This is a genomic window from Herbiconiux liukaitaii, from assembly GCF_041927495.1.
GTDB lineage: Bacteria > Actinomycetota > Actinomycetes > Actinomycetales > Microbacteriaceae > Herbiconiux > Herbiconiux liukaitaii.
In genome coordinates this window covers 705,062-717,418 of the sequence record NZ_JBHFHG010000002.1, presented here as the reverse complement: position 1 = coordinate 717,418, position 12,357 = coordinate 705,062, and the positions used below count along the sequence as shown (strand labels likewise).

9 protein-coding genes are annotated in these 12,357 nt (G+C 70.8%); 6 read left to right on the top strand and 3 right to left on the bottom strand.

All coding sequences use genetic code 11. The features are described 5' to 3' along the window. The first annotated feature begins 5 nt into the window (after positions 1-5). From ACEXQC_RS03935 to ACEXQC_RS03915, 5 genes are all read left to right on the top strand, one after another. Positions 6-1,493, top strand: coding sequence for an aspartate ammonia-lyase (locus ACEXQC_RS03935; protein ID WP_374818601.1), 1,488 nt, complete (start codon positions 6-8; stop codon positions 1,491-1,493). Beyond that, positions 1,490-2,854: an FAD-binding oxidoreductase gene (locus ACEXQC_RS03930; protein ID WP_374818598.1), complete on the top strand. Its 1,365-nt coding sequence runs from the start codon at positions 1,490-1,492 to the stop codon at positions 2,852-2,854. The genes ACEXQC_RS03935 and ACEXQC_RS03930 overlap by 4 nt, the downstream gene beginning before the upstream one ends. A gap of 49 nt (positions 2,855-2,903) precedes the next feature. Then, positions 2,904-4,208 (top strand): PrsW family glutamic-type intramembrane protease, encoded by a 1,305-nt coding sequence (locus ACEXQC_RS03925; protein ID WP_374818595.1) that lies wholly within the window; start codon positions 2,904-2,906, stop codon positions 4,206-4,208. Positions 4,209-4,263: 55 nt separating this feature from the next. Next, positions 4,264-4,638, top strand: a complete 375-nt coding sequence (locus ACEXQC_RS03920; protein ID WP_291045616.1) for an FKBP-type peptidyl-prolyl cis-trans isomerase — start codon at positions 4,264-4,266, stop codon at positions 4,636-4,638. 114 nt (positions 4,639-4,752) lie between these two features. Then, positions 4,753-7,002 (top strand): HelD family protein, encoded by a 2,250-nt coding sequence (locus ACEXQC_RS03915; RefSeq protein ID WP_374818591.1) that lies wholly within the window; start codon positions 4,753-4,755, stop codon positions 7,000-7,002. Positions 7,003-7,030: 28 nt separating this feature from the next. Here ACEXQC_RS03915 and ACEXQC_RS03910 read toward each other — a convergent pair whose 3' ends face one another. The 3 genes from ACEXQC_RS03910 to ACEXQC_RS03900 all read right to left on the bottom strand — a co-directional run bounded on the left by ACEXQC_RS03910 (position 7,031) and on the right by ACEXQC_RS03900 (position 11,827). Continuing rightward, positions 7,031-8,407 carry an MFS transporter gene (locus ACEXQC_RS03910; RefSeq protein ID WP_374818588.1) on the bottom strand — a complete coding sequence of 459 codons (1,377 nt, stop codon included), beginning with the start codon at positions 8,405-8,407 and terminating at the stop codon, positions 7,031-7,033. Further along, positions 8,404-9,474, bottom strand: a complete 1,071-nt coding sequence (locus tag ACEXQC_RS03905; RefSeq protein ID WP_374818585.1) for an isopenicillin N synthase family dioxygenase — start codon at positions 9,472-9,474, stop codon at positions 8,404-8,406. The genes ACEXQC_RS03910 and ACEXQC_RS03905 overlap by 4 nt, the downstream gene beginning before the upstream one ends. 139 nt (positions 9,475-9,613) lie before the next feature. Further along, a complete protein-coding gene (locus ACEXQC_RS03900) occupies positions 9,614-11,827 on the bottom strand; it encodes a cell wall-binding repeat-containing protein (RefSeq protein WP_374818582.1) in 2,214 nt (737 codons plus the stop codon). 179 nt (positions 11,828-12,006) lie between these two features. Between ACEXQC_RS03900 and rpsO the strand changes: the two genes are divergently transcribed. Beyond that, on the top strand, positions 12,007-12,276 hold the full coding sequence (gene rpsO / locus ACEXQC_RS03895; RefSeq protein WP_374818579.1) for a 30S ribosomal protein S15: 270 nt from the start codon (positions 12,007-12,009) through the stop codon (positions 12,274-12,276). The last annotated feature ends 81 nt before the right edge of the window (positions 12,277-12,357 follow it).

The window sequence follows — 12,357 nt, the reverse complement described above, 5'->3', positions numbered from 1 at the left end:
GCACCATGACCGCCCCCAACACCAGCACAGCCACTCGCACCGAGATCGACAGCCTCGGATCGGCCGAGATCCCCGCCGATGCGCTCTGGGGCATCCACACCTACCGGGCGCTCGAGAACTTCCCCATCTCCCGCCGCCCCATCTCGGTCTACCCCGACCTCGTCAACGCCCTCGCCATCGTCAAGCAGGCCGCCGCGCGCGCCAACCTCGAGATCGGGGTGCTGGATGCCGAGAAGGCCGGCTGGATCGACGCCGCGTGCACCCGCATCCGCGCGGGCGAGTTCCACGACCAGTTCGTGGTGGGCGTCATCCAGGGCGGGGCGGGCACCTCCACCAACATGAACGCCAACGAGGTCATCGCCAACGTGGCCCTCGAGGCCAACGGCTACGCGCCCGGCCGCTACGACGTGCTGCATCCGCTCGACGACGTCAACCGCAGCCAGAGCACGAACGACGTGTACCCCACCGCCGTGAAGCTCGCGATGGTGTTCTCGCTCGAGCGGCTCATGGTGGAGCAGGAGCTGCTGCGCGACTCGTTCGGGCAGAAGGGCCAGGAGTTCGCCCACGTGCTCAAGGTCGGCCGCACCCAGCTGCAGGATGCCGTGCCCATGACACTCGGCCAGGAGTTCCACGGCTTCGCCACGACCCTCACCGAAGACCTCGAGCGCTTGCGCCACACCGTGCCGCTGCTCACCGAGATCAACCTCGGCGCCACGGCCATCGGCACGGGCATCACGGCCGATCCGAACTACGCCGCCACCGTGTGCAGGCACCTCCGCGACCTCACGGGCTTCGAGCACGTCACGGCCGCCGACCTCGTGGAGGCCACGAGCGACACGGGCGTGTTCATGACGCTCTCGGGCGTGCTCAAGCGCACGGCCATCAAGCTCTCGAAGATCTGCAACGACCTGCGGCTGCTCTCGAGCGGCCCGCAGGCGGGGCTCGGCGAGATCACGCTGCCGCCGCGGCAGGCGGGCTCGAGCATCATGCCGGGCAAGGTCAATCCCGTCATCCCCGAGGTGGTCAACCAGGTCGCGTTCTCGGTGGCGGGGGCGGATGTGACGGTGACCATGGCGGCCGAGGGCGGGCAGCTGCAGCTCAACGCGTTCGAGCCCGTCATCGCGCACTCGCTGCTGCAGAGCCTCGCCTGGATGACGGGCGGCTGGCGCACCCTGCGGGTCAACTGCGTCGACGGCATCACGGCCAACCTCGACCGGCTCGACACCATGGTGTCGACCTCGGTGGGCGTCGTCACGGCGCTCACGCCCTACATCGGGTACGCCGCTGCCTCGGCACTCGCCAAGACGGCGCTGCTCACGCATCGCAACATCGCCGATCTCGTGGTGGAGGCCGACCTCATGACGCGGGAGCGCGTGATGAAGCTCATCTCGCCGGCGCGGCTCTCGGGACTCGAGGCCATCACCTCGGCCATCCCGGTGATCGACGTCGAGTCCCACCCCCCTCGCGACGACGATCCTGGCTCCTCGCGGTGAGCGCTGTCGTCGACGCCCTCGTGGGGGCGCTCGGGGAGCGGGTCGTCACCGATCCCGAGACGCTGCGGCTGCTCGCGACCGACAAGTCCGGCTGGTGGTCGGAGGGCGGTGCGGTGGCGCTCGTGGAGCCCACGACCCTCGACGAGGTGCAGCAGGCCCTGCGGATCGCGCACGAGCACGGCGCCCCCGTGGTGCCGCGCGGCGCGGGCACGGGCCTCGCCGCCGGCGCGACGTCGAGCACCGGCGCCGTGGTGCTCGGTCTCGGCCGCATGGACCGCATCCTCGAGATCTCGCTCGAGGACGAGCTCGCCGTGGTCGAGGCCGGCGTGATCAACCAGCACCTCAGCGATGCCCTCGCGCCCTTCGGCTACGTCTACTCGCCCGACCCGGCCAGCAAGGCCATCTCCACGATCGGCGGCAACATCGCCACCAACGCGGGAGGGCTGCTGTGCGCGAAGTACGGTGTCACCCGCGAGGCGGTGCTCGGGCTCACGGTCGTGCTCGCCGACGGGAGCGTGCTGCGCACCGGCCGACGCACGGTCAAGGGTGTGGCCGGCTACGACCTCACGGCGCTGCTCACCGGATCCGAGGGCACGCTCGCGGTGATCGTGGAGGCGACCGTGCGCATCCGGCCGATCCCCTCCGGCATCCCCCTGACGGTGTCGGCGTTCTTCGCCGACGTCACCACGGCCGCGGCCGCGTGTGCGGCGATCACCGCGGCGAGGATCCGGCCCGCCGCCATGGAGCTCATGGATGCCGAAGCGGTGGCCGCCGTCTCGGAGTACCTCGGCCGGGCGCCGGCGCATCCGGGAGCCGCGTACGTGCTCGTGCAGACCGACGGCGCGGGGGCCTCGGCGGAGGCCGACGCCGTGCGCGCCGTGCTCTCGGAGGGCGGGGGAGAGGGGATCGAGGTCTCGCACGACGCCGCGTCGGGAGAGGCGCTGCTGGCCTTCCGGCGCAGCTTCCACCCCGCGCTCGAAGCGCGTGGAGAGGTGCTCGTCGAAGACGTGTGCGTGCCGCGCTCGGCCCTGGCCGCCATGTTCGCCGAGATCGAGCGGATCTCCCGCGAGCACGGCATCGCCATCCCCACCGTCTCGCACGCGGGCGACGGCAACCTGCACCCCAACTTCGTGCTGCCCGCGGGCTCCGTGGGTGTGCCCGACTCCGTGTGGGCCGCCGCCGACGAGCTGTTCGAGTCGTGCGTGCGGCTCGGCGGCACGCTCACAGGCGAGCACGGCGTCGGCCTGCTCAAGAAGCGGTGGCTCGAGGGGGAGCTCGGTGCGGAGGAGCTCGAGCTGCAGCGGCGCCTCAAGGCGGTCTTCGACCCTCGCGGCCTGCTCAACCCTGGCAAGGTGTACTGAGAAGTCGCCCTGCGGTACGCTGGCGCTCGACCGACAGTGAGGATTGCTCGTGACGCTCTTCGACCCGCGAACGCCGGCGCCCGGATCGGGGCAGCCCGGATCGGCACAGTCCGGATGGGGGCAGCCCGCCACCCAGGCCTCGCCTGCGGCCCGCCCGCTCCCCGAGGCGCCCGCCGGTTCCCTGCCCGCTGCTCCCGTGCTGCCCGCGCAGGGGCCCGCTCGCCGCTCCGACACCGCCACCGTGGTGCTCGCGATCATCGGGTTCATCGTGCTCGGCTTCGTGTTCCTCGCCGTGGCGGCGTACCTCGTGCTCGGGCTGGGGCCCGTGGCGTTCGTGATCTGCGGGCTGCTGGCGCTCATCCCGCTCGCCGTCGTGATCGGGGCCATCACGCTCATCGACCGGTGGGAGCCCGAGCCTCGGCCCGCCCTGTGGTTCGCGTTCCTCTGGGGTGCGGCCGCATCGGTGGCGATCGCCCTCATCGTGGACCTGGGGGTGCAGGTGGCCGTGCTCGTGGCGAGCGACGGCACCGCCACCACGAGCGAGCTGTGGGGCTCGGTCATCCAGGCCCCCGTGGTGGAGGAGGGGGCGAAGGCCGCGGGCATCCTCATCCTGCTGCTGGTCTTCCGGCGGCAGTTCGACGGTCCCGTCGACGGCCTCGTCTACGGCGCCACTGTGGCGGCCGGGTTCGCCTTCACCGAGAACATCCTCTACTTCGGGCAGTCGCTCATCGAGTCCGGCGGGGTGGGCCTCGGCTTCACGTTCGTGCTGCGCGGCATCATGTCGCCGTTCGCGCACGTCATGTTCACCGCCTGCACCGGGGTGGCCCTCGGGTTCGCGGTGCGTGGGCGCGGGTTCTGGCGGGGGGCCGTGATCTTCGTGGTCGGGCTCGTGCTCGCCATCGGGCTGCACGCGCTCTGGAACGGCTCCACGTTCCTCGTGGAGGGCATCGAGGGGTTCTTCCTGCTCTACCTCGTGGTGCAGGTGCCGCTCTTCATCATCGCGATCGTGCTCGTGGTGCAGCTGCGGAAGGCAGAGGCGAGGCTCACCAGGGCGCGATTGGCGGAGTACGCCGAGGCGGGGTGGTTCAGCGCCGCCGAGGTCGAGATGCTCGCGACCGGCGCGGGGCGGGCGCAGGCCATGCGGTTCGCGAAGAGCTTCCCCGGCGGGCAGGGGGGAGCGGCCATGAAGTCGTTCATCCGCACCGCCACGCGGCTCGCGTTCGCCCGTCAGCGCCTGCTCGCGGGGCGCGGCGGCATCGGCCACGGCTCCGTGCGGCAGGATGAGGCGCACCTGCTCGAGACGCTCCTCGCCGACCGCCGGTCGCTCGCGAGTGCGCTCCCCGCGAACGGCTGAGGCGCATCCGCCCGCCTCTTTTGCACTCGGCACCGGGGTGGGCTTGGATGGTGACATGACTGATTCCAACCTCCAGAAGCCCGAGCTCGACGCCCCAGAGGGTCCGGCCCCCACCACCCTCGAGATCGTCGACATCGTCGAGGGCGATGGCGCCGAGGCCGTTCCCGGCGGCACCGTCGAGGTGCACTACCTCGGTGTCGAGTACGACACCGGCGAGGAGTTCGACTCCTCCTGGGGCCGCGGCGAGACCATCTCGTTCCCCCTCAACGGCCTCATCGCGGGCTGGCAGGACGGCATCCCCGGCATGAAGGCCGGCGGTCGCCGCAAGCTCACCATCCCGCCGCACCTCGCCTACGGCCCCGCGGGCAGCGGCCACTTCCTGGCCGGCAAGACGCTCATCTTCGTGATCGACCTGATCTCGGTCCCGTAGCGTCCGGTTCACACCCATGCAGTTCGTCTGAACACTGGGCGTCCGTGACGCTCGACTGCGACATCCACCCGGGATCCGGCCGGTAGAATCGATAGCCGGATTCCGGGAGGTGCCGTGGCGGAGACAGAGCTCGATCGTGAGCGCGACTACGTGGCTGGGCTCTACGCCCGTCTCGATCGCCTGAAGGCGGAGGCGGAGGCGGAGCTCACGCAGGTGCGCCGCGAGAGCGTGGGCGGCAACCACCAGTCCCGCTCGGAGCGCGACGCGTTCGCGCGCGTCTACGAAGACAGGATCGCGCAGCTCCGCGAGGTCGGGGAGCGGCTCGCCTTCGGGCGGCTCGAACTGCTCGAGCCCGATCCCGGCCCCGGCGAGAGCCCCTCCACCCTGCGCTACATCGGCCGCCTCGGCCTGCGCGACGAGAACCTCGAGCCGCTGCTGCTCGACTGGCGCGCACCGCAGGCCCGTGCCTTCTACCAGGCCACGGCCGCCACCCCGCTCGGGGCCAGGGCCCGGCGCCACCTCACCACGCGCGGCCGCGACGTGGTGCGCATCGAGGACGAGGTCTTCGACAGCTCCCTGCTCGACGACGACACCACCCAGCTGCAGGGCGAGGGAGCGCTGCTCGCGGCGCTCTCCGCGCAGCGCACCGGGCAGATGCACGACATCGTCTCGACCATCCAGGCGGAGCAGGACCGTGTCATCCGCTCCGAGCTCTCGGGAGTGCTCGTGGTGCAGGGCGGGCCCGGCACCGGCAAGACCGCCGTGGCGCTGCATCGCGCCGCCTACCTGCTCTACACGCACCGCGAGCGGCTCGGCTCGAGCGGTGTGCTCGTGGTGGGCCCCAGCCGGGCCTTCCTGCAGTACATCAACGCCGTGCTGCCGAGCCTCGGTGAGACCGGCGTGGTGCTCTCGAGTCTCGGACAGCTCTACCCGGGGCACGACGTCACGGCCGAGGATCCGCCCGCCGTGGCGGCGCTCAAGGGCTCGTCCGAGATGGCGGCGCTGATCCGTCGGGCCGTGCGGTCGCGGCAGCGTGTGCCCGCGGAGTCGGTGACCCTCGAGGTCAACGGTGAGAAGCTCGAGCTGCAGCCGCAGGTCATCGCCGAGGCGATCGCCAAGGCCCGCGAATCCGGCAAGCCGTACAACGAGGGCCGGGTGGCGTTCGTGAAGTCGGTGCTCAACCAGCTCACCAAGCAGCTCGCCGACCAGCTGCGCCGGCGGGGGAGCACGGTCGACGAGGCCGACCAGGCCTACCTGCGGGAGGATCTGCGCACCGCCTACGACGTGCGGGTCGCCCTCAACACCGCGTGGATCCCGCTCACCCCCGAGAAGCTCATCGAGGATCTGTTCGCCCGCCCGCAGTGGCTCGCGTCGCTCACCGGGCACTGGTCGAAGGCCAAGCGCGACCTGCTGCGACGGGAGCGCGGTGCCGCGTTCACCCTCGCCGACATGCCGCTGCTCGACGAGGCCGCCGAGCTGCTCGGCGAGTACGACGTGGCCGACACGGCGGCCAAGCGCGCCGCCAAGGCGCAGCACAAGCGCGACCTCGAGAACGCCAAGCGCGCCATCAGCAACATGGACGTCTCGGGGCTCGTCTCGGCGGAGGACGTGGTGGCGGGCTTCGCCGAGAGCGCGGCCTCGCTCACCACGGCCGAGCGCGCCGCCTCCGACCGCAGCTGGACCTACGGGCACATCGTGGTCGACGAGGCGCAGGAGCTCTCGCCCATGCAGTGGCGCGTGCTGCTGCGCAAGTCGCCGCTGCGCTCGTTCACGATCGTGGGCGACGTGGCGCAGGCCTCCTCTGCGGCCTCCTCCACGAGCTGGGAGGCCACGCTGTCGCCACTCGTGGGTGACGCCTGGCGGCTCGAGGAGCTCACCGTCAACTACCGCACGCCGTCGCAGATCGTGGATGCGGCCGAGCGCGTGGCGCACGCCAACGGGCTCACCGTCACGAGGTCGCAGTCGGTGCGCACCACGGAGTGGCCCGTGCTGGCGCTCTCGCCGTCGACCGACGCCGAGTCGGATGAGCTGCTGCTCTCCCAGCTCTCGTCGATGAGGGCCTCGGGCGGCACCACGGCGGTCATCGCCCCCGCGGCGCTGTTCGACCACCTCTCGACGTTCCTGACGTCGTCGCTGGGGTCGACCCTCGGGGTCGGCGTGGCGGGTCTCTCGCGCCCGGTCGCACTGCTCACACCGGCCGACGCGAAGGGCCTCGAGTTCGACTCGGTGCTCGTGGTCTCGCCAGCCGGCCTGCTCGCGGAGTCGACGCGCGGCGCCTCCGCCCTCTACGTCGCGATGACGCGCCCCACCCAGCGCCTCACCCTCCTCCTGGCCCCGGGCGAGCAGCCCCCCGCCGCCCTCTGACCCGCGCCGCCCTCTGCCGCCGCCCGCCTCAGGGGCGGGGGGCCAGGGCGTCGTAGGCGCGGAAGGTGGGGACGAGGCGGAGGATGAGGGCGGCTAGGGCCACGATCACGAGGCCACCCAGGAGCGGTGGGAACCAGAGGGCCGCGAACACCGAGAGCACGCCGACGTAGAGGTCGCCCACGCGCGGGCCGCCCGCCACCACCACCGTGAAGACGCCCTGCAGGCGACCGCGCATGTTGTCGGGCACGGCCGTCTGCATCATGGTGGTGCGGAAGATGGCGCTGATCTCGTCCGCCGCGCCCGTGCCCACGAGGGCGAGCGAGGCCAGGAGGAGCGCAGGCAGGTTCGCGTCGGCGAAGTCGAGGCTCACGGGGGACGCGGATCCGGAGACCGTCGCCACGAGGATCACGACGCCGAACAGCACCACGAACACCCCGTACGCCTGCACGGCGCGGGCGATGGCCCTGCCCTGCCAGCGCACGCCGCCGAGTCGCCCCGAGAAGATGCTCGCGAGCATCGTGCCCACCGCCGACGCGGCGGTGAGGATGCCCACCGTGATGGGCCCGCCGCCCAGGATGAGCGCACCGATGGCCGGGAAGAGCACGCGCGGCTGTCCGAAGGTCATGGCCGCGATGTCGACCAGGAACTGCGCGCGGATGTTGGGGGCCTGGCGCAGGAAGGCGAAGCCCTGCTTGAGCGACGCGAGCCCCGGCCGGTGCACCTGCCCCTCGGGCAGGATCTTCGGCAGGCTCGCGATGCCCAGGAAGGCGGCCGCGAAGAGCACGACGTCGATGGAGTAGGTCCAGCCGAAGCCCACCGTGGCCACGAGCACGCCCGCGAGTGCGGGGCCGAGCGTCACCATGAGACCGATCGTGATGCCGTTGAGCGCCGCGGCGGCGGGCAGCAGCTCGCGGGGCAGGATGCGCGGGTAGATCGCGGACCGGGTGGCCTGGATGACGGTGGCGGCCACCGCATTCACCGTGGCCAGCGTGTACAGCGCCGGCACGCTGTCGGCGCCCGACCAGGCGAGAGCGGCGAGGGTGCCCGTGGAGATCCAGGCCACGATGGCCGCGAGGAGCGCGACCTTGCGGCGGTCGAACGCATCCGCGAGCATGCCGCCGTAGAGACCGGCGATGATCATGGGGAGCAGCGCGAAGAGGGCGACGCCCGAGACGGCGAGTGTGGAGTCGGTGAGGCGGTAGACGTCGAGGCCCACAGCCACGATGGTCATCTGGCTGCCGATGCCGGAGATGGCCTGGCCGGCCCAGAGGCGCGCGAAGGCGGGGCTGGCCTTGAGCGGGGTGAGGTCGGCGAAGTGGTTGCGGCGCTTCACCGGCGCCGGAGCGCCGCCGGTCGTGCCCGATCCGCCCGGCGACGTCGGTTCACCGCCATCTCCCGCGCTCACGCTCGGGAGTTCTGGGCGGCTGCGGCGGCGTTCTGCTCCACCAGGTCCGAGTGGTGGATGGCCGCCACGTCGGGGTGCGCGCGCAGGCGGCTCTTGAGCGAGTTCTCGCCGTAGGTGGTGAAGATCGGGTTGCTCGGATCGACCGTGATGCCGCGCGCATCGGCCTGCAGCTCGGCCGGCAGCGTGATGAGCGGAACCGTGGAGTCGAGCGCGGGGGCGTAGAAGAACGGGATCGAGATGCGGTCGTCACCGATCCGCGGAGAGATCACGCGGTGCACGGTGGCCTTGAGGTAGCCGTCGGTCGCCACCTCGAGCAGCTCGCCGATGTTCACCACGAAGGCGCCGTCGAGCGGGGGAGCGTCGATCCACTCGCCGTCCTTCTCCACCTGCAGGCCCGCCTTGCCCGGCTCCACGAGCAGCAGGGTGAGCACGCCGGAATCCTTGTGGGCGCCCACGCCCTGCTTGGGCTCCGGGTCGCTCTTGCCGGGGTAGCGCACGATCTTGATGAGGGTGGAGGGGCGCTCGGCGAAGGCCTCGTCGAACACGTCCTCTGCAGCGCCGAGCGAGATCGCCCAGGCGCGCAGCAGGGTGAGGGCCACACGGTTGAGCTCGTCGTACCACTCGGCCACGGTCTGCTGGAGCTCGGGGAGCGCGGCCGGCCACTGGTTCGGGCCGTCGAGCCGCATGTAGTCAGGGGTCTCGGCGGTGAGCTCCACGGGCTCGCGCTCCACGCCGATGTCGATCTGCTCGCGCCAGTCGACCTTGCCCTGGGTGAGCTCGCCGCCCACGCGGGTGTAACCGCGGAAGTGCGGGCTCTTGAGGTTCTCGATGGCGAGCTTGTCGGCCTCGGGGAGGTCGAAGAAGCGGCGAGCGGTGCCCACGACGCGCTCGATCAGCTCGTCGGGCACGCCGTGACCCACGAGGTAGAAGAAGCCGTACTCGTGTGTGGCCTCGCGCAGCTCACGGCGGAACGCGTCCGCCTCCGCGCCGCCGCGACCGAGCCGCGACAGGTCGAGCACGGGGAGGGTGTCTGCACTGAGGGTGCCGAGAGGGGTGGTGTTCGTCATGGTTCCTGGTTCCGTTCCGCGTCGTCGTACCGCGTTCCCAACGCATCACCATGATCCTCTCTTCCCGATCTCCCTCCGAATCGGTGACCCGGATGTTACGGAGGTGTCCGCGCCAGCGCCCGCGACCTCCGCCCACTCGTCATGGCGTGACGTATGCCTCGAGAGCCGTCACTGTGGCCTCGGAGACGGTGTCCGGCCCTCCGAGCACCACGATCCGGTGCGGATCGAGACGGTCGAGCTGGGCGGCGACCGCGGCGGGGATCTCGTCGCGTCGCACCAGGAGCACGGGGGAGCCGTTCACCACGGCGGCGGCGGATCCGGAGAGCGCATCGGGGAACACTGCTCCCGACGCCACGAAGACCGTGTGCACGGGTGGTGCGGAGGTGCCCGCCGTGAGCGCGGCCGACACCTCGTAGCGGTCGGCGCCCCCGATGCGGGCGCCTCCCACGGTGGCGACCACGGCATCCGAGACCGAGGCGGGCCCGCCGAGCACCACGACCTTCGCGGGAGCGAGCCGTGCCAGTTCGGCTTGCACCGCCGGGGGAACGCCATCGCGAGTCACGAGCAGCACGGGCCCGCCCTGCCTGCCCGCCACCGCCGACCCGGAGAGCGCATCGGGGAAGACCTGACCCGACGCGATGTAGGCCACGGGTGACCCTGTGGCGAAGGTCTCCCGCGACACCGCTGCCGACACCTCGTACCTGTCAGCTCCACCCAGCCGGGTCACGGTCGGCGAGAACGCTCCGAGAGCCCGTTCCACCGAGTCGTCGACGGATGCCGTTCCACCCAGGATCACGATCCGTGCGGGCTCGAGGCGTGTCAGCTCGGCCTGCACCGCGGCGGGGATGTCACCTCGACGCACAAGCAGCACGGGAGCATCCTCGACACCGGCCGCCGCGCCTCCCGAGAGCGCATCGGCGTAGGTGGCTCCCGTCGCCACGTAAGCGACATCGACGCCCGGAGGGAAGGTGCGGGCGGAGACGCTCGCCGACACCTCGAAGCGGTCGGCTCCGCCCAGTCGCTCGACACCCGGCCCCGGTACGGGGCGCTGGTAGACCCGTGGCGAGGAGTCGGGCACCTCGATGGAGGACAGACCCGCCGCTCGCGAGACGAACGTCACGGACCGGCCGGACGCCGAGATCACCGCATCCTGGCTCGGAAGCCCTCCGCCGTCCAGCGGGTCAGCGGAGACGCCGCTCACCAGTTGCGTGCGCGCGAGCATCAGGTCTCGCACGTACACCTGCGTCGAGCCCGAGCGCACGAGAGCGAGATCGGACGCCGACGACTCGAACGCCACGAACCGACCGTCACTCGACAGAGACGGACTCCCCGAGGCCCCATCACCACCAGCGCCAGTGCGCCGAGCCGCGCTCGCCAGCACAGCACCCACCCGATCGAGCCGACGCACGAGGATCTGGTACGCGTTCGCCGCGTTGGTTATGGGAATGGACGTCACATTGGTCGCGGCCGACGAGAAGGCCACGGTCGAGCCGTCCGCCGAGATCGTCGACCCCACCGAATTCCCATCCCCGCCGCCCGAACCGGACCGGTCCTGGCTCACCAGCCGCGTGCTGCCATCCGCTCGCGAGTGCACGAAGACCTGCTGGCGACCGGCGGGAAGGCGGTCCGCTACCAGGTTCTCGGCGACGGAGGTGAACGAGATCCGCTGCCCGTCCGCCGAGATCGACGGGTCGAACGACGCACCGTTGGCCAGTTCGGGTGTGGGGTAGCGCAGATAGTCCTGCAGACTCACGACAGCCGTGGACGTGCCTGGCGTAGCCGAGACGTCGGCGACGTAGACCTGAACCTCCGACGGCAGCACGCGATCCACGAGGTCGGTCGAGGTGGAGTGGAACGCCACACTCCGACCGTCCGCCGAGATCGCGGGGCTCTCGGAGCGACCGTTGCCGCTCGTCGTGCCCGTGTGATCGGCACTGAGCATCTTGGTCGTTCCGCCGCTCGCGAGGTCCCGCACATAGATCTGGGGCCGATACCCGACGACGGCCACGGTCGGATCGAGATCGGTGGCGAACGACGTGAACGCCACGAACCGACCGTCGGCGGAGATCGACGGATCGAGCGACGACCCGGATCCGGCGAGCCACGGATCGCCCGCGCGCGTGGAGACGAGGGTGACCGCGCCGGTCACGGTGTCCTTCACGTACACCTGAGGCGCGTTCCGGGGCGAGATCGGGGTGAGGCCGTAGGAGTCGGAGGAGAACGCCACGAACCGACCGTCGGCCGACACCGACGGGTCTGAGAACAACCCGTCGGCCGGCACACCTTCGGCCGAGGTACCCACGAGCTGGGTAGCGATGAGGAGAGCCGAGACGATGACAGAGAGCACGCGCATGACCGGATGATAGATGAGGCAAGCTCAGATAGCCAATGCGTACACACCGTCTCGCGGGGCATCGTTACGGGGGTGTTTCTGGTAGAGTCGTCAGGTTGCCGTGAGAACGGCCGCGGATAAAGAGAGCCGCAGCATCAGGCTGACCGGCACCGCGCAACGAGAGAAAGGGGATCCCATCTATGGCACTCGAATCAGACGTCAAGAAGGCGATCATCGACGAGTACGCTACCCACCCCGGTGACACCGGATCCCCCGAAGTGCAGGTCGCCATGCTGACCCGTCGCATCAAGGATCTCACCGAGCACCTCAAGGAGCACAAGCACGACCACCACTCGCGTCGTGGTCTGCTGCTGCTCGTGGGCCAGCGCCGCCGCCTCCTGGGCTACCTCCAGGACATCGACATCGACCGCTACCGCTCGCTCATCGAGCGCCTCGGTCTGCGTCGCTAGTTCTCAGACGTCAGGAAAGGCCGTCATCCTTCGGGATGGCGGCCTTTTCGCATCCCGGGAATAGACTGCGACGCACGGCGT